Source organism: Caballeronia insecticola (assembly GCF_000402035.1).
Classification (GTDB): Bacteria; Pseudomonadota; Gammaproteobacteria; order Burkholderiales; family Burkholderiaceae; genus Caballeronia; species Caballeronia insecticola.
The window spans coordinates 76591-99606 of the sequence record NC_021289.1 but is presented as its reverse complement, the minus strand read 5'-3'; the positions used below and the strand labels follow the sequence as shown (position 1 = coordinate 99606).

Here is a 23016-nt window from a genome sequence, read left to right as displayed (position 1 = left end):
GTCACATGAAAGCTCCTCTGCGTTCGGCACGAATCGAGTTGATGGCGCCGTTATCCGGCGTGATGGTGCAACTCGAAACCGTGCCCGATCCGGTGTTTGCGCAGAAGATGGTCGGCGACGGCGTGTCGATCGATCCGACATCCGACGAATTGCTCGCCCCGTTTTCCGGCACGGTCACGCAACTGCATCGCGCGGCGCATGCGGTCACGGTGACGGGCGAAAACGGCCTTCAGGTGCTGATACACATCGGGCTCGATACCGTGCTGCTGCGCGGAGAAGGCTTTACGCCGCGTGTCAAGGAAGGCGACACGGTCACGACCGGCCAGCCGCTGATCCGTTTCGATCCGCTCCTCGTCGGTGCGCGCGCCGTGAGCCTGCTCACGCAGATGGTCATCGCCAACGGCGAGCTTGTCACGCGCTACGTCCCCGCAACGGGACTCGTCACCGCAGGCAAGGATGTGGCGCTGACAGTCGAGTTCGTCGATGGCGCGCAGGACGAATCGAGCGGCGGTACTGCGGGCGCGATCCTGTCCGGCGAAGTCGCGCTGCCGAACCCTCAGGGACTGCACGCGCGGCCCGCCGCCGTGTTCGCGGCGGAAGCGAAGAAATACACATCCGATATCCGCCTTCTGCGCGGCGAAGACACGGCGAACGCGAAGTCCATCGTCGCATTGATGGCGCTCGCCACGAAGTTCGGCGACACGCTGCGCGTCGAGGCCACCGGCCCCGATGCGGCCGAAGCCGCCGCGGCGCTCGCGCGTCTGCTCGCATCGGGCTCGGGCGAGAAGCCGGAGAATGCGCCCGCGCCCGCCGCGCCCGCAACCGAAGCGATCGCACCCACACGCACCGCGCCCCTCGATGCGAACGCGTTCACCGGCGTGTCGGCGTCGCCGGGGCTCGCGGTCGGCAAGATCGTGCAGTTCCGTCAGGAAGTCATCGACGTGGCCGAAGCCGGCGAATCGCCGCAACGCGAACGCGCCCGGCTCGACGTCGCGCACCACGAAGCGCGTCAGCAGATCGAGGCGTTGAAAGCGAAACTGACCGATCCGTCGAAGGCGCAGATTCTCGATGCGCATCTCGAACTGCTCGACGATCCCGATCTCAACGACGCAGCCATCGCCGGCATCAGCCAGGGCAAAAGTGCCGGCTTCGCGTGGCGCGCCGCGTTCGAGGCGCAGGCGAACACGCTGGAGAAACTCGATAACGCGTTGTTGCGCGAGCGCGCAGGCGATATCCGCGACGTCGGCCGCCGCGTGTTGGCGCTGCTCGCGGGCGTGAAGCAGGCGCATATCGACGTGCCCGGCGAATCGATCCTGATCGCGGAGGACCTTTCTCCGTCCGATACCGCGTCGCTCGATCGCAGCAAGGTGCTCGGTTTCTGCACGACGACCGGCGGCGCGACCAGCCATGTGGCGATCCTCGCGCGCTCGCTCGGCATTCCGGCGATCTGCGGCATCGACGAAAATGCGCTGCAATTGCCCGACGGCACCCTCGTCGTGCTCGACGGCTCGCACGGCAGCCTGCGGCGCAATCCGAGCGCGGACGAACTCGCGAAGGCGCGCGAACGCATCGAGCGTCAGACGAAAAAGCGCGAAGAAGAGAAAGTCGCCGCGAGCAGGCGCGCCGTTACCGCAGACGGTCATCGCGTCGAAGTGGTGGCGAACATCCGCAATGCGCAGGAAGCGCGCGACGCGGTCGCGGCAGGCGCCGAGGGTGTCGGCCTTCTGCGCTCCGAGTTCCTGTTCGACAGCCGTGACGCTGCGCCATCGGAAGACGAACAGGCCGCCGAGTATTGTGCGGTCGCCGAAGCGCTCGGCCGCGAGCGCCCGCTCGTCGTGCGCACGCTCGACGTGGGCGGCGACAAACCGCTCTCCTATCTGCCGTTGCCGAAGGAAGACAATCCGTTCCTCGGCCTGCGCGGCGTGCGCGTGAGCCTCGATCGTCCCGACATCTTCCGCACGCAATTGCGCGCGATTTTGCGGGCCGCGTCGATCGGCAATCTGCACATCATGTTTCCGATGGTCGCCGCAATCGAGGAAGTGCGCGCGGCGAAGCGGATTCTTCAGGAAGAAGCCGGTGACCGCATCGGCAACGTGAAGGTCGGCGTGATGATCGAAGTGCCGTCCGCAGCTTTGATCGCCGAACCGCTCGCGCGCGAAGTCGATTTCTTTTCGATCGGCACCAATGATCTGACGCAATACACGCTCGCGATGGATCGCGGGCATCCCAAGCTCGCGAAACACGCCGATGCCCTGCATCCGGCCGTGTTGCGGCTCATCGGCATGACGGTCGAGGGCGCGCACCGGCACGGCAAGTGGGTCGGCGTGTGCGGCGGCATGGCATCGGATGCGATGGCCGTACCGGTGCTCGTCGGGCTCGGCATCGACGAACTCTCGGTGAGCGTGCCCGCCATCGGTTCCATCAAGGCGCAGCTCGCGCGCCTCACGATGGACGAAGCGCGCGCGCTTGCGGCAAAAGTCATCACGCTCGGCACGGCCGCGGAAGTGCGCGCCCTGCTCGCACCGTACGCGGAATAAGCGGAGGCGCAACATGTTCAAGAATGCATTCGGCGTGGTGCAGAAAGTCGGCAAATCGTTGATGCTGCCGGTCGCGGTGCTGCCCGTCGCAGGGCTGCTGCTCGGCCTCGGCGCGACCGATTTCCACGGCTACGTGCCCGCGATCGTCCTCGAACTGATGAAGAACGCGGGCGATGTGATCTTCGGCAACCTGCCGCTCATCTTCGCGATCGGCGTCGCGCTCGGCTTCACGGAGAACGACGGCGTATCGGGCATCGCGGCGACCATCGGCTATCTCGTGATGACGGCGACCCTCGGGGTGATCGCGAAGGTCGAAGGCGTCGAGACGAGCATGATCATGGGCATCCCATCGATCCAGACCGGCGTCTTCGGCGGCATTCTCGCGGGCGGTCTCGCCGCCTGGATGTTCAACCGCTACTACAAGATTGCGCTGCCCGCGTATCTCGGCTTCTTCGCGGGCAAGCGCTTCGTGCCGATCGTGACGGCCATCGGTTCGATCGTGCTCGGCGCGGTGTTGTCGGTCGTGTGGCCGCCGATCGGCGGCGTGATCAAGGCGTTCTCGCAATGGGCGGCGGTCTCCGATCCGCGCACGGCAGCGACGGTCTACGGCTTTGTCGAACGTCTGCTGATTCCGTTCGGCTTGCATCACATCTGGAACGTGCCGTTTTTCTTCGAAGCGGGCAGCTTCCTCGATCCGACGACCGGCAAGGTCGTTCATGGCGACATCAATCGCTTCTTTGCCGGCGACCCCACCGCGGGCATTCTGTCGGGCGCGTTCCTGTTCAAGATGTTCGGCCTGCCTGCCGCCGCCATCGCGATCTGGCATTGCGCGAAGCCGGAGAAGAAAGTCGCGGTCGGCGGCATGATGGTGTCGGCGGCGTTGACGTCGTTCCTTACGGGCATCACCGAGCCGATCGAATTCGCGTTCCTGTTCGTCGCGCCCGTGCTGTACTTCATTCACGCGTGCCTTGCGGCGTCGGCGCAGTTCGTCGCCAATACGCTGAACATGCACATGGGCTTCACGTTCTCGCAAGGCGCAATCGACTTTTTGATGTTCAACCTGATCGGCAACAAGGCGACGCACGCGTGGTACGTGTTCATCCTCGGGCCGATTTACGCGGCGATCTATTACTGCGTGTTCCGCTTCGTCATCACGCGATTCGACATGAAGACGCCGGGGCGCGAGGAAGACACGATAGCGAGCGCCGCGGTAAGCACGGGTGTGGGCGGACGCTCGCGCGATCTCGTGCTTGCGTTCGGCGGCCGCTCGAACATCAAGAGCCTCGATGCGTGCATTACGCGGCTGCGGATTTCCGTGAACGACGCGTCACTCGTCGACGATGCGCGATTGAAGGTGCTTGGCGCCGCGGGCGTCATGCGCGTCGGCAATGGCGTGCAGGCGATCTTTGGGCCGCTGTCGGAAAACATGAAAACCGACATGCAGGAATACCTGAAGTCAGCGGGCAGCGATGCCGATTTGCCGGCGGCCGGTGCGGTTGCGGCTACGATGGACACCGCGCCTGCGCCGGCTACTGTCGCCATGCAGGATACGGCGCAACAAAAGGCGCGTATGGAAAAGATCCGCGCGGCGCTGGGCGGCGCGGCCAACATCCTGAAGCTCGAAGCGCTTGCGGCCACGCGTTTGCGCGTCGCGCTCGGCGATGCGTCGCGGCTTGACGGCGCTGCTTTGAAGGCGGCAGGCGTTCCCGCAACGCAGGCGCTTGCCAATGGCGAAGTTGATTTGATCGTGGGTCTTGAGGCGCCGAACCTGGCGGACGCTATGCGATCCGGTAAGTAGGACGCTCTACGCTTCATCGGAAGGCATAGGCGATGCCCACGTCGTAAGTCATTGATTGCGCGTACCGTGCCGCGTCACGATAGGGATCGCCGCCGCATCGCCCATCGGTCGTCGACGTCTCGCCGCCCGAGACGCAACGCCCGCGCAGGGCTCATTGACAGCCGCTCAGTCCGCCGAAGGGCGCCGACGAAATTCGGCAACGCGTTCGACATATCGATCGGGCTCGCGCATGCACTGCCCAGCACGAACGAGAAACATGCTCCTGTGACGGCCTTGGACAATCTCACGGCTCACGCCCTCCGTTCATTGCATCGAGCGTCGGATTATTTCGATTCCCTAAACCGTCGAATCGCGCCTTTTCTTGGGCATTGTCGAGCGTGTTGACTATTTACAGTGGTACTCGTAAGCACCACTTTTCCACGACGGATGCCAGCGGTACCTTACGCACGGCCGAGACCGGTCGAGCATTCCGGAGATAGCAACATGCACGTACGCGAATTCAGGTTCGTTTCATTGTTCACGGCAACACTCCTTTGCTCGTGGCCTGACGCATCGAACGCAACACAACAAGCACAAGAGCGTCGCGCAGCGCGAGATGTTCGTCAGGATACGCGTCAATACTCCCGTCATACCAAGCAAGATTGCCGCGCCGCCAACCAGCAATCCAACGCTCAGTGCAGGCAAGACAAGCGGCAAACAAAGCAACAAGGGCGTCAGGTCGCGAGGGATATTAAATACTGAATTACGCAGGGCCGTCATAAAAGCGGGCATCGCGAGTGATATGCGCCGCGTTGCTTGAGGTGGGTGCTTTGAAATCCCGACAAAACGCGGTTTATCTGATGTGTTGGTGTAGGTGAATATTCGTTAAGACAACACGGATCGAGCCTATCTTCTGTGCGCTTTGCGCGTTCTGACCGATAGGGTCAAAGAGATAAGCTAAAGACGATGAAACAGCAGCCGCTTGCAACGGCGGCAGATGAGGGCGCGGGATTCGCAAATGTGGGCAGACAAAGGCGCTTGCTGCCCTTGACGCTATCGCGTCTCGTGACTGCTTCGATAAATTCAGATACGTTGCATCCAAATCGGGAAACGTTGACCGCGCAAAAACAAAGCGAGGCGACAGCCGTTCTTTCGACCGCCTGCCGCCTCGTTTGTCCAACTAACTCAACTGTCGATCAACGCCTCACGAAGACAAAGGGCGCTGCCATGGGTTTCCATATCACGTCTTCTGTGAAGGCCGTAAACCCGAAATCGATATTTTTGTAGGTACCATCGCCTTGCGGCACCAACTGCTCGACTGTGTCTTTCAAATCGCTCATCAGGAAAACGGACTGCGTTTTTGCGTCATACTGAATTTCCGGAATCAACTTCCTGTTCGATTCAGCCCAGACTTTCCCGCCTGTGTCCAGATCGTAAAAGATGACCGGGGCGACGTTGTACTCGTTATTGTCGACGAACACGACTTGGTGATTGTTGGTCGCCTGCAGATTATTGACTGACTTGTACGGTTCGCCACCCGGCAACTGCCTTATCTTGCCATTCGACAAGTCCATTTCCGACATGTTCGATCCGCCGAGATTCGAGACGGGCTTCATGTAGACAGCGCGCTTTCCGTCCGGCGTCACAGCGAGGACGTGATAGTCCCTGGACGGCAATTGTCCAGCTGCAAACGAAGTCATCACGCTCTTCGTCTTCATGTTCACGCGCAGAATGTTCTGCTGCGTGCCGGAGGTGCTCGCAAGAACGTAGACCGTATCGTTGTCGTCGGGCGTCGTGTCGAGGGCCTTGACCGAGTAGTAAGCCGGGAAAGTCATCACGTTGCCGACCTTGCCGTCCTCAGCATTGATCACACTTATCGTGTTGTCCGCCGCGTAATAGATTTGCGAATTATCCGGCGAAACTCTCAGTTCAATGGATGCCGTGCGGCTCAAACGGACGTTCCAGGCAATCGCACGCGAAGCAATATCGTATGCAATCAACACGCTCGATTGCGCGCCTTTTTCCTGCAAACCGGGTTGCGATGCGATCGCCAGTTCGAAATAGAGCCGCTTTTGATCCGGACTCGCGAACATCCTTCGAACGTAGTCGTCCCCGCTTCCGAAATCGAGATTAATCGTCGACACCTCGGCGCGCGTGTTCAGGTCGTACTCTGTGATCTTCGCAGGACTCGCCACGCGCTTCATAACGAAGACGCTTTCCGTGTCCTTATGTGGGCCGTAAAACTTCTGCGCCATCTCGATGTCGGTGGCGCTCAGTTTGCCGTCGCCATTCCACTGCGGGTTGCAGTAATTCATGATCGACGCGAGATCCCACAAGCCGACCATCGTGTCGCCACGGGTGCCCTGCGCGGGCTCGATACACGATGACGGCGTATCTGGCCGATTCTGCTCATGCGCAAAACCCAGCGCGTGACCGAATTCGTGCGCGGCGATCCGGCGAATGCAATATTCCTCACGCCCTTGGCAACTCGGGCTCCAGTTCTTGAAAGTGAAATTGAGCGCCATTCCCCCTTGAGCGTTGTTCAGCATCGCACCCAGGCCCATGGTGTGCGGCGCGCCGCCGTCAATGTCCTCGACCGAAATCCGAATGCCGTAATAGTTCGGATCGTTCGTGCATTGCTGCCAACCGGAAAATTCGACGCCTGAATGCTGCTCCCAAGTTTCCTGGATCGCGAGACGAGTCCAGTTGCGCTCTGCGGAAGTTTGTGCGAACTCTGTATTGCTCAGGTTCCAGCAAACACCGATCGGCAAGCGATCCCAAATAACCGTCGATAACGCGTAGCCCTTCACCGTGGACTTGTCCTGCGCGACGGATTGCTCGACAGACGTCTTGGCCGTGGAACTGATCGCGCTGGTGCTGCTACCGTCTCCACATCCACTAATAAGTAATCCTGATAAAAAAGCTAACGCTAGACCCCTCAGACTTTTCACCTTCTTCTCCTTTATGACTGACCACACGCCCTCGCGCATGGTGGGAGAAGTATATTTTCAACATGAAATCAAAATGAAATGTTCATTACATAATTTTCCCAAACCTTTCTATTTCCCCCTCTTGAAATTGCCGCTGATTGCCTTTAGGCAATTTCGAAAAACCTCGCGCAACGAAAACCGCCCATAAGAAGGCGTCCAACTTCGCGTCGACGGGGGATTAAGCCAAGCCTCGCTTCGGCGCTTGAAATTTCTGCACCATCGCGAGATCCATCGCCTTCGACCGACCGTTGTCGTTTCAATTCTGATTGCTTTCGAACGTCGCCGTGACCAGCACCCCACGCGCCGGATGTTCAGGTTGACCCAGCCAAATCTCCCCCCGATGCGCCAGCACGATCTCCCGCGCAATCGACAGCCCCAGCCCCGTCCCCTCAGTCTCCGTCGCCGCGCGATAAAACGGCTCGAACACACGACTTCGAGCTTCGGCAGGAATACCCGGACCATCGTCGGTCACAGTAAGCGTGACCCGTTGCGCATCCCGCGCAACGGCGACCGTCACATGCCCGCCCGCCTGCGTATAGCGAATCGCGTTCTCAGCGACGTTATAAACAAGCGCCGACAACAACGCCTCATGCCCGATCATCCACGCCGATTCGACCAGCTCCGCGCCGAGATCGATCTCGCGCTTCTGCGCGAACATGGCGAGATCCTCGATCACGTTCTGCGCAATCGCGGCGAGATCGACCTTCTGCTTCGCGAGCTGCGTGTAATCCGCGGCTTCCGCTTGCGCGAGCAACAGCAGCTTGTTCGTGAGACCGACCATCGACCGGTTACTGCGCTGCATGGCCGCCAGCGCCTCGGAAAGCGACGGCTCCATCGCGACGTGTTGCCGCGCAAACTGCAATTGCGTCTCGAGCAGCGTGAGCGGCGTGCGCAACTGATGCGCCGCATCCGCGATGAAGCGCCGCTGCGCCGCCACCTGCAACCCAAGCCGCGCGATGCACTGGTTGATCGCTTCGACGATAGGCCGCAGTTCCGTATGCAAACGCTCGACCCGCAACGGTTCGAGCTGCATCGGATCGCGGTCCATGACCTCGTCCTTCACTTTCAGCAGCGGACGCAATTCGAACGTCAGGCCGATGCACGTAAGCGCCACGGCAAGCAGCACCATTTCGATCTGCCGCACGAGTTGCGGACGCCACAGTTCGCGGATCATCGCATCGCGCGAAGCCTGCGTTTTGCCGACCGATACGAGCACGCGGCGAATCGCGCCGTTGTCGTACATCTGACGCACATAGCCGACCGCGCGTATCGACTTGCCGTTGAGATCGGCGTCGTAATACGTGGGCGTGTCGTAACCGGCGCTCGTCCGCTTCACGGGAAAATCGGGCGCGCCCGCGAGCAGGCGGCCATCGTCGACGCTCACGTTGTAGAAGACCTGATCGCCCTGCGGCGATGCGAATACTTCGAGTGCGGCCGGCGGAATATCGACGAGCAAGCGGCCGTCCGACCATTCCACTTCGCCCGCGATCATTCGCGCGGAAGCGAGCAGCGTATTTTCCTGCACGAGATCGGCGGTGTGGCGCGCGTTGTCGTAGGCGGCCTTGCCGGTCACGAACACGTAGATCGCGAGCGGCACCAGCACCCACCACAGGAGACGAATGCGCAGGCTATTGGTCATCGTCCTTCTTGCGCAACAGATAGCCAAGCCCGCGCAACGTGACGATCGCCGCCGTGCTGCCATCGAGCTTCTTGCGCAGACGCGACACATAGATTTCGAGCGCATCCTCGCTCGGGCTGTCTTCGTGCGTGAAGATCGCATCGAGCAGCGCGGCCTTCGAGACCGTTTTGCCGAGACGCAATATCAGCGCTTCGAGCACGCTGCGCTCGCGCGGCGTCACGTTGAGCGGCGCGCCCTTCAGCGTGAACTGGCGCGTGTCGATGTCGAACACGAGATCGCCGCACGCAACTTCGTTCGCCGTCGCCGACGTGCGCCGCCGGATCATCACCTTCACGCGCGCAACGAGTTCGCGCACTTCGAACGGCTTGACCAGATAGTCATCCGCGCCCGCGCCGAGCAGCTCCACTTTTTCGTCGATGGAACCGCTCGCCGTGAGAATCATCACCGGCGTCGCGTCGCCGCGCTGGCGCAATCTGCGCAGCACGTTCTTGCCGGACAGACGCGGCAGGTTCAGATCGAGCAGCACGACATCGTAGTGATTCGTGCGCAGAAGATGATCGGCGGATTCGCCGTCCTGCACCGCTTCGAGCGCGAACGACTCCCGCTCCAGCATTTTCGCGAGCCAGAGCGAGAGCGTCGGATTGTCTTCTATCAGGAGCAGCTTCATGGCGGGGTGCGTAACGACAGTGCGCTCGTGTGCGGCATAGCGCGCGATTGTAGGACGTCTCGTCACGCGAAGGCGCATCGGGTTAACACCCATGTTTTGCCATCGCGCCAGAAAGCTGGCAGAAGGTTTCGCCTTTCTATAATCGCCGCACACATTCGAAAAGCGGGCCGCTCATGCTCGAAGGCCCAGAACAAGGAGACTCCTGATGCGTACCCTGCGCCAGATCGCTGCTGTATCCGGTATTGCCTTCGCCCTCGCGGCCGCTTCCGCGTCCGCTCACGCCGAGAAGATCTCGATCATGGTCGGCGGCGCGACCAAGATCATCTATCTGCCCGCGAAGCTGACCGAACAACTCGGCTACTTCAAGGACGAAGGGCTCGATGTCGAAATTCTCTCGCAGCCCGCCGGCGTCGATGCCGAGAACGAGCTGCTTGCCGGCGCGGTGCAAGGCGTCGTCGGCTTCTACGATCACACCATCGACCTGCAAAGCAAGGGCAAGGAAGTGCAGGCGCTCGTGATCTTCGGCCAGGTGCCGGGCGAAGTGGAAATGGTTTCGACCAAAGCCGCCGACAAGTTCAAGAGCATGGCCGATGTGAAGGGCAAGACGCTCGGCGTGACCGGCCTCGGTTCGTCGACGAGCTTTCTCACGCAATATCTCGCGCAGCGCGCCGGCGTGAGTTCGAAGGAATACACGCTGCTGCCGGTGGGCGCCGACGCGAGCTTCATTGCGGCAGTTAAGCAGGAGCGTATCGATGCAGGCATGACCACCGAGCCGACCGTCTCGCAGTTGCTGAAGACCGGCGACGCGAAGGTGCTCGTCGATATGCGCACGCTCGAGGGCACGCGCGCCGCGCTGGGCGGCACGTATCCGGCATCGAGCTTCTATGTGCAGCGCGCGTGGGCGGAATCGCACAAGGCGGACGCCGCGAAGCTCTCGCGCGCATTCGCGAAGACGCTGAACTTCATCGCGACGCATAGCGCCGAGCAGATCACCGAGAAGATGCCGAAGGACTATTACGCGAAGAACAAGGACCTGTACGTGGCCGCGCTGAAGGCCTCGATGCCGATGTTCACGAAGGACGGCAAGATGCCCGCCGATGGTCCGGAAACCGTGCTGAAGGTGCTCGCCGCGTTCAATCCTTCGGTGAAGGGCAAGCATATCGACCTCGCGCGCACGTATTCGAACGAATATCTGTCGGGCACGGCAACGGCATCCAAGTGAGGCGCGCACGATGAACCAGACGACACAACCGGCTATCGAACTGCGTCACGTCTCGTGCCGCTTCATTTCGCCGGACGGCAAGGCCACCGTCGCGCTGCGCGACTTCAGCATGTCGGTGGCGCGCGGCGAGTTCGTCGCGATCGTCGGTCCGACCGGCTGCGGCAAGTCCACGACGCTCAGCATGATCACGGGCCTCCTCAAGCCGACGACGGGCGAAGTGCGCGTGATGGGCCAGCCCGTCGACGGCATCGATCCGCGCATCGGCTTCGTGTTTCAGGCCGATGCCGTGTTTCCGTGGCGCTCGGTGCTCGACAACGTCGCGGCGGGTCCGCTCTATCGCGGCCGTTCGAAGTCCGCGGCCTACGACGAAGCCCAGGAATGGCTGCGCCGCGTCGGCCTCGACAAGTTCGGCAAGCACTATCCGCATCAGTTGTCGGGCGGCATGCGAAAGCGCGTGGCGCTCGCGCAGACGTTCATCAACAAGCCGGAAATCCTGTTGATGGACGAGCCGTTCTCCGCGCTCGACATGCAGACGCGCACGCTAATGCAGGACGAGTTGCTGCAACTGTGGTCGGCGAACGCGGGCTCGGTCGTGTTCGTCACGCACGATCTCGAAGAAGCGATCGCGCTGGCGGACCGCGTGTTCGTGCTGACCGCGCGCCCCGCGACGCTCAAGAAGGTCTACGAGATCGACCTGCCGCGTCCGCGCATCACGTCGGAAATTCGCTATCACCCGCACTTCATCGAAATTTCGCGCGATATCTGGCACGACTTGCGCGAAGAAGTGCAGATCGGTTGAACCCGTTCGAGAGGAACCCCACACATGTCAACGCCTCAACAAACAATGCCCGCGGGCATCGATCCCGGCACGCTCGCGCGCGTCGAACGTGAAGCGCAGAAGCGCATCAAGCAGCGCCACGCGCTCGTCATCGGTTTGCGGATCGCGGTGCTCGTTTTCGTGCTCGGCGGCTGGGAACTGTCCGCGCGCCTTCACTGGATCGACCCGTTCTTCTTCTCGATGCCCTCGGCCATCTTCGATCAGATCGTCGAATGGTTCGTCGACGGCACCTCGCAAGGGCCGCTGCTCACGCAAGTCTGGGTCACGCTGGAGGAGACGGGCCTGGGCTTCATCATCGGGTCGGTGGCGGGCGTGTTTTGCGGCATCGTGCTCGGCCGCAACAAGCTCTTGTCGGATGTGTTCAGCATCTATATCAAGATCGCCAATTCAATTCCGCGTGTCGTGCTCGGCTCGGTGTTCGTGATCGCGCTCGGTCTCGGCATGGCGTCGAAAGTGGCGCTCGCGGTCGTGATGGTGTTTTTCGTCGTGTTCGCGAATGCGTTTCAGGGCGTGCGCGAAGCGGATCGCTACATGATCGCGAATGCGCAGATTCTCGGCGCGTCGCGGCGTCAGGTGACGACATCGGTCGTGATTCCGTCCGCGCTCTCGTGGATTCTCGCGAGCCTGCACGTGAGCTTCGGCTTCGCGCTGGTCGGCGCGGTGGTCGGCGAGTTTCTCGGTTCGAAGCAGGGCATCGGCCTGCTGATCTCGACGGCGCAAGGCGCGTTCAACGCAAGCGGCGTATTTGCCGCGATGATCGTGCTCGCGGTCGTTGCGCTCGCGGCGGACTACTTGCTGACAGCCGTGGAGCATCGCCTGCTGAAGTGGCGGCCCACGGCGAATTGATCTGTTTCTACACGATAAAAACAACAAACCCCACGCAATGCGTGGGGTTTGTCTTTGTGGCGGTCAGCGAGTACCGAGCGCGCGCGAACGATTCAGATTGCACGCTGCATGTTCGCTGTAAATCACGCGGCGCTGATTGTTGAAGTAGATCGCGTAACGGTCGGCGTTCGTCTTGCCGAATCCGTACTCGCTGCACTCGGAATACACCGGTCCCCAATTGTCGTCGGGCGGGCCGAGGCGGTCGACGACATCGTCTTTCGTCATGCCGACGCGCACGCGGCTCATGACTTCTTTCGGGTCCGGGTCGGCGTGAAACGCACAACCGGCGAACACGGAGAGCAAACAACACACAGCCATTACTACGCGTGATTTCAGCGGCAGCATCGATTCAGTCCAGGGAAAACCTGAAGAGTATCGATGCGCGATGCGCCGCTCAATCGCCACAATCCGAAACTGCTGCTTGGCGTCAGTTCAGCCGACGACCGAACCGGGCCGCGCGCGCCGCCGCAGCACTTCCGCCGCGCCGATGCACGCGGCCAGCCACGCGCCGCCCGACGCGAATCCGCCGATCACGTCGCCGGGAAAATGCACGCCCATCACGACGCGGCTCGTGCCGATGACCAGCACGATGAAACACGCCAGCGCGACGATAAGCGGATCCCAGCGCGTCGGCGCGAGGCGCAACAGCACATACGCGCACATGCCGTAGCAGACGATCGAACCGAACGTGTGGCCGCTCGGAAACGCGAAGCTGTCGGGCAGCGGAACCGTCGAGCCGGTGGGCCGGTCGCGGCGCATCATCGCCTTGAGCGCCTGATTGAGCAGGCCGCCCGCGCTCGTGACCGCCGCGAAATACACCGCGAGTCCGAACCGCCGCGTGAGAACGAGCGTCGCGCACATGAGCGCGCAAAGCAGCGCGAGCAACGGCGGGTCGCCGAGATGCGTGACGCGCGCGAACCAGCGCGCGGCGAGGGCGGGCGTGCCGTCGCGCACGGCGTCGAGCAGCAACTGATCCGCCGATGAAAACGCCGAGCCGTGCGCAATACGCATCGCGATCGCGACGTACACCGACACGCCGAACGCGACTGGCACGAACGCCGCGAGCGCGACGGCCGTCGCGGACGAGCGCCGTTCGCGCGCCGACCATCGCCACGCGCAGCCCGCCGCGACAGGAACGGCGAGAAGCACGATCGCGATGATCGCCATCGCGTGGCGCTGCGCGAGCGCGTTGTAATCCATGTGACGATTCTCCGATGTTGTGCCGCGCCCGCACGAACTCACGATGCGAGCGCGCGCCCTTCCGCTTCGAGCGAACGCTCCCAGCCGAACGCCTTAACGTGCGCGACGGCCCGGTCCACGGCGAGCACGCCGCAGATGCCGCCGGGCATCGGCAGCGTGAGGCCTTGCCATTGCGGCGGGCCATCGGCTGCGCGCGCCTCGCTGCGTTCCGCGCGCGCCCGGCCAATGCGCGCCGCCTCGCTCCAGAGCGCGTTGCGGGCGTCGACATCGTGCGGGCCGGCAGGCTCGACGGCTACGCCCAGCCCTATTCTCGCCGATGCCACCGCAATCACGATCCAGATGCCCGAATACGCAACATCGACATGAATGGCGCCGTCGCCCCGCGGATTGGTCACGACAATGCGCTCGTCGGGTTCGTCCTCGACAGTCACGTCGTTGGGCGCGCAGTCGAACATATGCGAGAGCACGAGGCGCAAGGTCGCGCGCGCCACGCTGAAGCGCCGCCCGAGCGCCGAATTCGGATGCAGCCGCGCGCGTTTGCGCTCCGCCACCGAAAGCCAGCTCCCGATATTGGACGCCGACGCAAAGCGGAACTCGCTCGGCACGAGCCACAGACAGACCTCGCCCGGCGCGGGCGGCGCATGGACCCGCACGCGCGCCTTGGCGAGATCGGAGTGATGCCAGGCGGCATCGGCGGCGAGATGAATGGACATGCGATCGGTGGCGGGCGTGCGCGTCGAGCGGGATCGCGGCGCGCGATTCGCAATTCGCAATTCGCAATTCGCAATTCGCAATTCGCGATTCGCGATTCGCACGCGCCGAAACGCTCCGCATTCAGGGACAAGCGACCATTGTCGGGCGGCAACCTTATGGGACGCTTAGGAAACTGTAAGCCGCGCGGATTTGCGCGCAGAGCGAAACAATCCGCCTACGGGTCAACCCCGAGTTGAGCTTTCTTCAACGCCGCCCTCAAAAATCCTCGATTCCTCTTCGCGCGAAGCCCGCCGCAGAATCCTTGCATCTTCAACGTAACGCAAAGGATTGGAGTTCATGGAAAAGAATCTGTTCATCGGCGAAGGCTTCGAAGGCCCCGGCGTGAATCTCGCCCACATCAACGTGCTGGTCGGACCGCGCAACGGCCCGGCCGGTCAGGCGTTCGCCACCGCGCTCGCGACGCCGTCCGCCGGTCACGCGCCGTTCGTCGTGATCGCGCAGCCGGGCGTGCCGACCAAGCCGCTCACGCTCTACGTCAACAAGGCGCAGATCGACGGCGATTTCCACGGCAACGCGACCTGGGGCGCATCGCAGGCGGGTATCGCGAAAGCGGTCGCCGAGTCGCTCGAAAACGGCACGCTGCCGCCCGAAGCCGAGAACGACTGGGTTGTCGTGTCGGCGAACTGGGTCAATCCGAAAACCGACGATCTCGATGCCGTCTTCGAGAACAACTATCGCGCGTGCAAGAACGCGATCATCGCCGCGATGGAAGGCCTGCCGCGCAAGGACGCCGTGTTCAAGGCCGCGCGCGAAGTCTCGAACCCGTTCTACACGCCGAAGGCGCGCTGAGGAGTTGCCGCACATGGAATACGTACGTCTCGGCCAGTCCGGCCTCAAGGTTTCGCGTCTGTGCCTCGGCACGATGAACATGGGCACGCCGCAATGGAAGCCCTGGATTTTCGACGAAGCGCAAAGCGAGCCGATCGTGAAGCACGCGCTCGACGCCGGCGTGAATTTCATCGATCTGGCGGATTTCTATTCGACGGGCGTCGGCGAGGAGGTTGTCGGCCGCATTCTGAAGCGGCTCGTCAAGCGCGAAGAAGTCGTCGTGACGACCAAGGTCGGCTACGACATGGCGAACCATCCGAACGCGGGCGGCCATTCGCGCAAACACATCATGGATGGCATCGACGGGTCGCTCACGCGTCTCGGCATGGATTACGTCGATATCTACATGCTGCATTACTTCGACGTGAACACGCCCGTCGAGGAAACGATGGGCGCGCTCGACGATATCGTGCGCGCGGGCAAGGCGCGCTATATCGGCGTATCGACGATGTACACCTGGCAGTTCGCGAAGATCATGCAAGCGTGCGAGCGCCACGGCTGGCACAAGCCGATCAACATGCAGTTGCAACTGAACGCCGCGTATCGTGAAGAAGAGCGCGAGATGATTCCCTACTGCATCGATCAGGGCGTCGGCGTGTCGGTGTTCAGCCCGCTCGCGCGCGGCCTGCTCACATCGGATGCGAAATCCACGCGCAATCAGACCGATTTCTTCACCGCGCAAATGTACGGCGACCGCGCATCGCAAGAGATGGCGGCATCGGTAGCGCGCGTGGCGGCGCGGCGCGGCGTGCCGGCGGCGCAGATCGCGCAGGCGTGGGTGCTGAACCGGCCGGGCGTGGCGAGCATGCTCGTCGGCGCGGATTCGGCGGCGCAGTTCGACAGCGCGCTCGCCGCGCTCGAAACCAAGCTCAGCGACGACGAACTCCACGAACTCGATCGCAACTACACGCCGTGCGATCTGATCAACGACTACACAGCGGGACGGCGCATCGCGCGCGAGGCGCGTCCGGCGCAAGGCGTCTTCGACAACGCACTGGAGCGCGCGGCATGAACGACTTGTTGCGAACGACGCATTACATCGACGGAACCTGGCGCGAAAGCGCGAGCACGTATCCGGTGCGCAATCCCGCGACGGGCGAAGTCATCGCGAACGTCGCGCATGGCGGCGGCGCGGAAACGCGGCTTGCCATCGATGCCGCAAAACGCGCGTTTCCCGCGTGGCGCGCATTGAGCGCGAAGGAGCGCGGCGCACGCGTGAAGCGTTGGGGCGAACTGATGCTCGCCAACCGCAACACGCTCGCCGAATTGCTGACGCGCGAGCAAGGCAAGCCGCTTGCCGAGGCGCTCGGTGAAGTCGCCTACGCGGCGAGCTTCTTCGAATGGTTCGCGGAAGAAGCGAAGCGCAGTTACGGCGATGTCATTCCCAGTCCGAAGCCGAATTCGAAGATCATCGTCACGCGCGAGCCGGTTGGCGTCGTCGCGGCAATCACGCCGTGGAATTTCCCGCTCGCGATGATCACGCGCAAAGCCGGCCCCGCACTCGCCGCAGGCTGCACGATGGTGCTCAAGCCGTCCGAAGAGACGCCGTTGTCCGCCTTCGCGCTCGCGGTGCTGGCCGAAGAAGCGGGCATTCCGGCGGGCGTGTTCAACATCGTGTCGGGCGATGCCGTTGCCATCGGCGCGGTGCTGACCGAATCGCCGGATGTGCGCAAGCTGTCGTTCACAGGCTCGACGCGCGTCGGCAAGCTGCTCGCGAAGCAATCGGCGGATACGCTCAAAAAGCTTTCGCTCGAACTCGGCGGCAACGCGCCGTTCATCGTGTTCGACGACGCCGACATCGACGCCGCCGTGCAAGGCGCGATCGCCTCGAAGTTCCGCAACACAGGGCAGACGTGCGTGTGCGTGAATCGCTTCTATGTGCAGGACGGCGTCTACGATGCCTTCACGCAAGCCCTGACGCGCGCCGTGCACGCGATGCGCGTGGGCAACGGCCTCGAAGGTCCGTTCGATCAGGGGCCGCTTATTAACGAGGCCGCGCTGAAGAAGGTGCAGACGCACGTCGCCGATGCTGTGAACAAGGGCGCGAAGATCCTCACCGGCGGCAAGCCGCACGCGCTCGGCGGCACCTTTTACGAGCCGACGGTGCTCGCCGATGCAACGCCTTCCATGCTGATCGCCGATGAAGAAACCTTCGGTCCGGTGGCCGCGTGCTTCCGCTTCGCGACGGAAGACGAGGTGATCGCCGCCGCCAACGACACGCCCTTCGGCCTGTCCGCGTACTTCTACACGCGCGATCTCGGCCGCGCGTGGCGCGTCGCGGAGGCGCTGGAGAGCGGCATGGTCGGCATCAACGAAGGCATCATCTCGACGGAAGTCGCGCCCTTCGGCGGCGTGAAGCAATCGGGACTGGGCCGCGAAGGATCGAAGTACGGGCTCGACGAATACATGGAGCTCAAGTACATGATGATGGCCGGCCTCGGCCGCTGATTCATCGCTCGTCGTCGCTCGACGTCCCTCACCGCGCACGCACGAACGACAAGACCATCGCGTGCGCGGCTTTCAAGCGGTGCTTCATGCGCCGCTCCACTCGAAGTGGAGGAGATACTCTTGGATACTCAAAGCCTGAGCCCGCAGGCGCTCGCGCCGCACGCGGCCGCGCCCTTCAACGCGACGCACGACCGCGTCGCGCTCGACGATGTGCCGCTGAACCGCTTCCACGTGAAGATCGCGGGCCTGACATTCGGCGCGCATTTCACGGAAGGTTATGCGCTGGGCACCATCGGTTATGCGCTGTCGTCGCTGAACCGGCAGATTCCGCTCGATGCGTTCTGGATGGGCCTGCTCGGTTCGTCGGCGCTGATCGGCATTTTCATCGGCAGTCTCGTGTTCGGCTGGCTCTCCGACAAACTCGGCCGCCAGAAAATTTTCCTGCTGAGCTTCGTCATCATCACCGCAGCGGCGTTCGCGCAGTTCTATGCGACGACGCCCGCGATGCTCGTCGGCTTGCGCGTTTTGATCGGCTTCGGCATGGGCGGCGATTTCGCCGTCGGGCACGCGATTCTCGCCGAGTTTTCGCCGCGCAAGCATCGCGGCACGCTGCTCGGCTCGTTCAGCGTGATCTGGACTATCGGCTACGTGATCGCCAACGTGCTCGGCATGCATTACGCCGATGCATCGCCCGATGCATGGCGCTGGCTGCTCGCCTCCGCAGGCGTGCCGGCGTTTCTCGTGCTGATCCTGCGCATCGGCACGCCGGAGTCGCCGCGCTGGCTGCTGGGTCAAGGCCGCGTGGATGAAGCGTTGCGCATCGTGCGCAAGCACTTCGGTCCGAACGTGACGCTCGACGCCGATGCCGGCGAGCACTTCGCCCCGGCGGGCGGTTTTGCGCGTCTCTTCAAGCCGGACCTGATTCGCCGCACGCTGTTCAACTGCGCGTTTTTCGTGTGCCTCGTGATTCCGTACTTCGCGATCTACACGTTCCTGCCGAGCATTCTCACGGCGATCCGTCTGCCGGAAGGCTCGGGCGCCGATCTGCTGCTGAACGCCTTTCTCGTGCTCGGCGCGCTGCTCGGCATCTGGCTCACGATCAAACTGTCGCGGCGCTCGTTCCTGATCGGTTCGTTCGCGGTGTGCTGCTTCTCGCTGATTGCGCTGGCAGCGTTGCCGTCATCGGCGAATGGCGGGATGATCGTCGCGTTCGGCATCTTCACGTTGACGATGTCGGCGTTCTCGAACCTGGTCGGCGTGTTTCCGCCCGAGTGCTTTCCGACCGAGGCGCGCGCGTGCGGCGTCGGCTTGTCGATTGCATGCAGCCGGCTCGGATCGGCGGTGGGGACGTTCCTGCTGCCGGTCGGCATCGCGCAGATCGGCGTTCAGATGACCATGCTCGCGCTCGCCGCCGTGCTGCTCGTCGGGATGATCGTGTCGATTGCGTGGGCGCCGGAGACGAAGCATCTCACGCTGAATCAGGCAAGCGGCGGCTAACCGCCTCTCACGGCTGCGCGGCTTTCGCTCCCTCGCCGCGCAGCCATTCCGCGAACGCCTGCACGCTGTCCTCACCCGCGTGCGAACCCGCGATATCGAGCCAGTAGCCATACGGCCCCGTCGATTCCACCGGCGACAACTGCGCCAGCGCGCCATCGTGCAATTCATCGGCGATCATGTTGCGATCCACCACCGCGAGCCCAGACCCCGCGCGCGCCGCATGGATCGCCTGATCGAGCGTCGAGAATTCGATGCCGTTTGCGGCGTAATCGCGCGACAAGCCGGCCGCGTCGAGCCAGTTCGGCCAGAGCGTGAGCCGCGCGTCGTTATGCAGCACATGCAGCGTGGGCACGCGCGCAAGCAGCGCCTCGACGCTTTGCCCTGCGAACTTCATCGCGCCAACGAGCACATGCCGCTCGATGAACAGCAGTTCCGAACGATGATCCGCCCGCGCTTCGTGACCAAAGCGAATGCAGCAATGCCGGTCGTCGCCGATATCGGTGCGCACGGAAAGATCGATGTCGGGCACGGCGTCCATCAGCGAGCCGAGCCGCGGCGAAAGCCAGCGCGTCGCGAAGGTCGGCGGCGCGGTCACCGTCAGGCGCTTGCGCTCGCTACGCTCATTGCGTTTAGCGGCCGAGAGCGCGCGCGTCACGCGCTCGATCGAATCGAATGCCTCCGACAAACACGCGAGCAGTTCCTCGCCCTGCTTCGTCAGCCGAATGCCTTTGTGATCGCGATCGAACAGCTTCGTGCCGAGGGCGTCTTCCAGCAGCCGAATCTGCCGGCTGACCGCGCCCGGCGTCACGCACAGCGCGGTGGCTGACTTGTTGAAGCTCATATGCCGCGCGCTTTCCTCGAAAAAGCGCAACGCGGTGAGAGATGGCAGGCGGCGCACGGAAGTCTCCTTTATATTTTTTGCGGCTGCGGCTGCGGCGCACGGATAGTCTATTCGCGAGCGCGCGACGGCCAGCCGCGCTCCTGCTCCTCGATCTCCCGATGCAGCCATTCGCGGAACAGCGCGACTTGCGGCGCATCGTCCTGACCCGTGCGCGTGACGAGCCAGTACGACTGATGCCCGTCCACTTCGACATCGCGCAGCGGCACGAGCGTGCCACGCCGCAATTCGTGCGCGATCATGTGACGGTCGGCCATCGTCACGCCGAGGCCGTCGACGGCCGCGCGAATCGCGTGATCGAGCAGATCGAATTCGTAGCCGCCGCTGAGTTCCACATCGTCGATATGCGCGGCCTTGAGCCAATGCTGCCACGTGAGATAGCGCTGGTCGCTGCTCGCCAGCACATGCAGCAGCGTGAATGCGCTCAGATCTTCCACCGGCGACGCGCGCCCGCCGAGCAGCGCGGGCGCGCACACCGCGATGTGCCGCTCGTTCATCAGGAGTTGATTGTCGAGGCCGTCCCATTCGCCGTCGCCGAAACGAATCGCGCAGTCGAGCGCGCCCGATTCGACGAGGTCGTCCTTCAGGCTCGTGGTGATGGTGAGTTCGAGTTCGGGCGCCGCCGCGCGCAGCGATTGCAGACGCGGCATCAGCCAGCGGCTCGCGTAGGTCGGCGGAACGTTGATGCGCAGACGCGTGAGATGCGTCTTTTCCTGGATGCTGCGCACCGTCAGCTCGATGCGGTCGAACGAGAGCTTGAGCGCCTGCAGCAGCAGACGCCCCGTCGCGGACAATTCCAGATGATGATGACGGCGCAGCAGCAGCGCTTCGCCGAGTTGCGTTTCGAGCTGCCGGACCTGGCGGCTCACGGCGCTTTGCGTGACGTGCAGCACCTCCGCCGCGCGCGTGAAGCTGCCGGTGTGGCCGGCCACTTCGAAAGCCCTCAGCGCGTTGAGGGCGGGCATTTTTCGCTTCAAGACGAACTCCTTCGCGACCCGGGCGAACGTTTTCGCGCTCGCGTCCGGGTCTCATTCCACCGGAGGTTCCGGCGTACGACGGATGCATTTAACCGCATCCGCGCCGGAGCATGCCGCTCTGCGGCAGCATTTTACGAATCGAAGCGAATTATGCCGCTTCCGGTCAGACGGCGGCCGTGAGCTCCGCCGGAGTGGACGCGCGCGCGTCGGCCGCTTGCGCGTCGCCGAGGATCATGTCGGCGCCTTTCTCGGCGACCATCATCGTCGGCGCATTGAGATTGCCGGACGTGATGTTCGGGAAGATCGACGCATCGACGATACGCAGGCTGTCGATGCCATGCACGCGCAAGCGTTCATCGACCACCGACGTCGCCGCATCCGGCCCCATCGCGCACGATCCGCACAAGTGGTAGATCGAGCCGGACTGGTCGCGGAAATAGTCGAGCAGCGCCTCGTCGCTCTTGACATCCGGCCCCGGCGAGATTTCCTCCGCAGTGATGCCGCGCAGCGCGCTCGTGCCCATGATGCGGCGAATCAGCTTGCTGCCCTGCACCGCTTCGAGCAAATCTTTCTCGGTCGTCAGCGCGTTGATGTGAATCTTCGCGGCGTCTTCCACGCGATTCGAACCGATCTCGATAGAACCGCGGCTCGTCGGACGGCACGGGTTGAAGCACAGCAGAAAGCCCGAATACGGTTCCGGCTCCAGTTGCGCCTTGCTGCTCTTCGGAATGCGGTAAGACAGCGGATTGAAATACAGCTGCATGTTCGGCTCGGCTTCGCGCGCGTCGCCCTTGAAGAAGCCGCCCGACTGATTGACGCTCATCGAGAGCGGGCCCTTGCGCACTGTCAGATAGCGCAGGCCCGCCTTCACCTTGCCGAACAGCGAGCGCAGGTCGTCGTTCAGCGTCTTGACTGTCGCGCGATAGTAGAAGCTCACGCACAGGTGATCCTGCAAATTCTTGCCGACGGCGGGAAGCTCGTGCACCACGTCGATGCCATGCTTCGCGAGCAGCGCGCGCTCGCCGACGCCCGACAGTTGCAGCAGCTTCGGCGTATCCACCGCGCCCGCCGACAAAATCACTTCGCGCTTCGCACGGAATTGCAGCGCTTCGCCCCGGCGCGTCGCCATCACGCCGGTTGCGCGCTTGCCATCGAATATCACGCGATGCACGGTGACGTCGCGCTCCACGCGCAGGTTCTTGCGCGAAAGCGCCGGATGCAGATACTCGAAGCTGCTCGACGAACGCTCGCCGTTGCGCGCGTTGATGTCGTAGATGGTCGCGCCTTCGTAGCGCGGGCCGTTGATGTCGTCGGTGAGTGCGTAGCCTGCCTGCTGCGCGCCTTGCAGGAACGTCTTGCAGATGGCATGCGCGCCGTCCTTCATCGACGAAATAGCGATCTTGCCGTCCGCGCCGTGATATTCCGTGTTGCCGGCCCAGTGCGATTCGACGCGGCGGAAATACGGCAGCACGTCGCGAAAGCCCCAGCCGCGGTTGCCCGCGCGCGCCCAGTCGTCGAAATCGTGCGGCTGTCCGCGCACGTAGATCATCGCGTTGATCGATCCGGAGCCGCCCTGCACCTTGCCGCGCGGGCAATACAGCTTGCGCTGCTTGAGTTGCGCTTCCGGCTCGCTGTAGTACATCCAGTTGTACTGCGGGTTGTAATAGGTCTTGGTGAAGCCGACCGGAACCTTGAACCAGAACGAGCTGTCCGCGCCGCCCGCTTCGAGCAGCAGGACCGAATGCTGACCCGACTCGGACAGGCGGTCCGCGAGAATACAGCCCGCCGATCCCGCGCCCACGATGATGTAATCGAAATCCATGCTCTTCATGCCTTCAG

Annotated in this window: 19 protein-coding genes; 10 read left to right on the top strand and 9 right to left on the bottom strand. The window is 63.0% G+C overall.

The window, feature by feature from the left end; all coding sequences use genetic code 11:
* Nucleotides 1-5: 5 nt before the first annotated feature.
* From ptsP to BRPE64_RS33810, 3 genes are all read left to right on the top strand, one after another.
* On the top strand, nt 6-2537 hold the full coding sequence (gene ptsP, locus BRPE64_RS25150) for a phosphoenolpyruvate--protein phosphotransferase (RefSeq protein ID WP_044043247.1): 2532 nt from the start codon (nt 6-8) through the stop codon (nt 2535-2537).
* Nucleotides 2538-2550: 13 nt separating this feature from the next.
* Nucleotides 2551-4335, top strand: a complete 1785-nt coding sequence (gene ptsG, locus BRPE64_RS25145) for a PTS glucose transporter subunit IIBC (protein WP_016347742.1) — start codon at nt 2551-2553, stop codon at nt 4333-4335.
* Nucleotides 4336-4818: 483 nt separating this feature from the next.
* Complete coding sequence (locus BRPE64_RS33810; protein ID WP_084675853.1) at nt 4819-5076, top strand: hypothetical protein; 258 nt, start codon at nt 4819-4821, stop codon at nt 5074-5076.
* A 434-nt stretch (nt 5077-5510) separates the two neighbouring features.
* Here BRPE64_RS33810 and BRPE64_RS33560 read toward each other — a convergent pair whose 3' ends face one another.
* The 3 genes from BRPE64_RS33560 to BRPE64_RS25130 form a co-directional block, all read right to left on the bottom strand.
* Nucleotides 5511-7265, bottom strand: a complete 1755-nt coding sequence (locus BRPE64_RS33560; RefSeq protein ID WP_193788519.1) for a carbohydrate-binding protein — start codon at nt 7263-7265, stop codon at nt 5511-5513.
* Nucleotides 7266-7560: 295 nt separating this feature from the next.
* Entirely contained in the window at nt 7561-8943 is a 1383-nt protein-coding gene (locus BRPE64_RS25135) for a sensor histidine kinase (RefSeq protein ID WP_044043245.1), read from the bottom strand.
* Nucleotides 8933-9610: a response regulator gene (locus tag BRPE64_RS25130; RefSeq protein ID WP_016347739.1), complete on the bottom strand. Its 678-nt coding sequence runs from the start codon at nt 9608-9610 to the stop codon at nt 8933-8935. Before BRPE64_RS25130 ends, BRPE64_RS25135 begins: the two co-directional genes overlap by 11 nt.
* 205 nt (nt 9611-9815) lie before the next feature.
* Here BRPE64_RS25130 and BRPE64_RS25125 point away from each other — a divergent pair, with 205 nt between their 5' ends.
* Genes BRPE64_RS25125 through BRPE64_RS25115 form a run of 3 tightly spaced genes read left to right on the top strand, consistent with a single transcriptional unit; the run spans nt 9816 to nt 12516 of the window.
* Nucleotides 9816-10832, top strand: a complete 1017-nt coding sequence (locus BRPE64_RS25125) for an ABC transporter substrate-binding protein (RefSeq protein WP_016347738.1) — start codon at nt 9816-9818, stop codon at nt 10830-10832.
* 10 nt (nt 10833-10842) lie between these two features.
* Nucleotides 10843-11631 (top strand): ABC transporter ATP-binding protein, encoded by a 789-nt coding sequence (locus BRPE64_RS25120; protein WP_016347737.1) that lies wholly within the window; start codon nt 10843-10845, stop codon nt 11629-11631.
* A 24-nt stretch (nt 11632-11655) separates the two neighbouring features.
* Nucleotides 11656-12516 carry an ABC transporter permease gene (locus BRPE64_RS25115; protein ID WP_044043243.1) on the top strand — a complete coding sequence of 287 codons (861 nt, stop codon included), beginning with the start codon at nt 11656-11658 and terminating at the stop codon, nt 12514-12516.
* Nucleotides 12517-12579: 63 nt separating this feature from the next.
* On the opposite strand, the gene bamE is transcribed toward BRPE64_RS25115, so the two are convergent.
* The 3 genes from bamE to BRPE64_RS25100 all read right to left on the bottom strand — a co-directional run bounded on the left by bamE (nt 12580) and on the right by BRPE64_RS25100 (nt 14468).
* Nucleotides 12580-12801: an outer membrane protein assembly factor BamE domain-containing protein gene (gene bamE / locus BRPE64_RS25110; RefSeq protein WP_232519323.1), complete on the bottom strand. Its 222-nt coding sequence runs from the start codon at nt 12799-12801 to the stop codon at nt 12580-12582.
* Nucleotides 12802-12987: 186 nt separating this feature from the next.
* Entirely contained in the window at nt 12988-13755 is a 768-nt protein-coding gene (locus tag BRPE64_RS25105; RefSeq protein WP_044043241.1) for a phosphatase PAP2 family protein, read from the bottom strand.
* Between the two features lie 38 nt (nt 13756-13793).
* Nucleotides 13794-14468: a 4'-phosphopantetheinyl transferase family protein gene (locus tag BRPE64_RS25100; protein WP_232519322.1), complete on the bottom strand. Its 675-nt coding sequence runs from the start codon at nt 14466-14468 to the stop codon at nt 13794-13796.
* A gap of 337 nt (nt 14469-14805) precedes the next feature.
* Between BRPE64_RS25100 and fae the strand changes: the two genes are divergently transcribed.
* From fae to BRPE64_RS25080, 4 genes are all read left to right on the top strand, one after another.
* On the top strand, nt 14806-15318 hold the full coding sequence (gene fae / locus BRPE64_RS25095) for a formaldehyde-activating enzyme (protein WP_044043239.1): 513 nt from the start codon (nt 14806-14808) through the stop codon (nt 15316-15318).
* Between the two features lie 13 nt (nt 15319-15331).
* On the top strand, nt 15332-16369 hold the full coding sequence (locus BRPE64_RS25090; protein ID WP_016347731.1) for an aldo/keto reductase: 1038 nt from the start codon (nt 15332-15334) through the stop codon (nt 16367-16369).
* A complete protein-coding gene (locus BRPE64_RS25085) occupies nt 16366-17805 on the top strand; it encodes an NAD-dependent succinate-semialdehyde dehydrogenase (RefSeq protein WP_016347730.1) in 1440 nt (479 codons plus the stop codon). The genes BRPE64_RS25090 and BRPE64_RS25085 overlap by 4 nt, the downstream gene beginning before the upstream one ends.
* A gap of 120 nt (nt 17806-17925) precedes the next feature.
* Nucleotides 17926-19302, top strand: coding sequence for an MFS transporter (locus BRPE64_RS25080; protein ID WP_016347729.1), 1377 nt, complete (start codon nt 17926-17928; stop codon nt 19300-19302).
* A gap of 7 nt (nt 19303-19309) precedes the next feature.
* Here BRPE64_RS25080 and BRPE64_RS25075 read toward each other — a convergent pair whose 3' ends face one another.
* The 3 genes from BRPE64_RS25075 to BRPE64_RS25065 all read right to left on the bottom strand — a co-directional run bounded on the left by BRPE64_RS25075 (nt 19310) and on the right by BRPE64_RS25065 (nt 22999).
* Nucleotides 19310-20200 (bottom strand): LysR substrate-binding domain-containing protein, encoded by an 891-nt coding sequence (locus tag BRPE64_RS25075; protein ID WP_016347728.1) that lies wholly within the window; start codon nt 20198-20200, stop codon nt 19310-19312.
* 50 nt (nt 20201-20250) lie between these two features.
* Nucleotides 20251-21165, bottom strand: a complete 915-nt coding sequence (locus BRPE64_RS25070) for a LysR substrate-binding domain-containing protein (protein ID WP_016347727.1) — start codon at nt 21163-21165, stop codon at nt 20251-20253.
* A gap of 175 nt (nt 21166-21340) precedes the next feature.
* Nucleotides 21341-22999, bottom strand: a complete 1659-nt coding sequence (locus BRPE64_RS25065; RefSeq protein ID WP_044043664.1) for a GMC family oxidoreductase — start codon at nt 22997-22999, stop codon at nt 21341-21343.
* Between the last annotated feature and the right edge of the window lie 17 nt (nt 23000-23016).

Bases quoted from the DNA above. Each gene is read 5' to 3' on its own strand.
- BRPE64_RS25130 (WP_016347739.1), bottom strand. From the start codon at position 9,610: ATGAAGCTGCTCCTGATAGAAGACAATCCGACGCTCTCGCTCTGGCTC.
- BRPE64_RS25090 (WP_016347731.1), top strand. From the start codon at position 15,332: ATGGAATACGTACGTCTCGGCCAGTCCGGCCTCAAGGTTTCGCGTCTG.
- BRPE64_RS25070 (WP_016347727.1), bottom strand. From the start codon at position 21,165: ATGCCCGCCCTCAACGCGCTGAGGGCTTTCGAAGTGGCCGGCCACACC.
- BRPE64_RS25125 (WP_016347738.1), top strand. From the start codon at position 9,816: ATGCGTACCCTGCGCCAGATCGCTGCTGTATCCGGTATTGCCTTCGCC.
- ptsG (WP_016347742.1), top strand. From the start codon at position 2,551: ATGTTCAAGAATGCATTCGGCGTGGTGCAGAAAGTCGGCAAATCGTTG.
- BRPE64_RS25085 (WP_016347730.1), top strand. From the start codon at position 16,366: ATGAACGACTTGTTGCGAACGACGCATTACATCGACGGAACCTGGCGC.
- BRPE64_RS25105 (WP_044043241.1), bottom strand. From the start codon at position 13,755: ATGGATTACAACGCGCTCGCGCAGCGCCACGCGATGGCGATCATCGCG.
- fae (WP_044043239.1), top strand. From the start codon at position 14,806: ATGGAAAAGAATCTGTTCATCGGCGAAGGCTTCGAAGGCCCCGGCGTG.
- BRPE64_RS25135 (WP_044043245.1), bottom strand. From the start codon at position 8,943: ATGACCAATAGCCTGCGCATTCGTCTCCTGTGGTGGGTGCTGGTGCCG.
- BRPE64_RS25100 (WP_232519322.1), bottom strand. From the start codon at position 14,468: ATGTCCATTCATCTCGCCGCCGATGCCGCCTGGCATCACTCCGATCTC.
- BRPE64_RS33810 (WP_084675853.1), top strand. From the start codon at position 4,819: ATGCACGTACGCGAATTCAGGTTCGTTTCATTGTTCACGGCAACACTC.
- BRPE64_RS25065 (WP_044043664.1), bottom strand. From the start codon at position 22,999: ATGGATTTCGATTACATCATCGTGGGCGCGGGATCGGCGGGCTGTATT.
- BRPE64_RS25120 (WP_016347737.1), top strand. From the start codon at position 10,843: ATGAACCAGACGACACAACCGGCTATCGAACTGCGTCACGTCTCGTGC.
- bamE (WP_232519323.1), bottom strand. From the start codon at position 12,801: ATGAGCCGCGTGCGCGTCGGCATGACGAAAGACGATGTCGTCGACCGC.
- ptsP (WP_044043247.1), top strand. From the start codon at position 6: ATGAAAGCTCCTCTGCGTTCGGCACGAATCGAGTTGATGGCGCCGTTA.
- BRPE64_RS25115 (WP_044043243.1), top strand. From the start codon at position 11,656: ATGTCAACGCCTCAACAAACAATGCCCGCGGGCATCGATCCCGGCACG.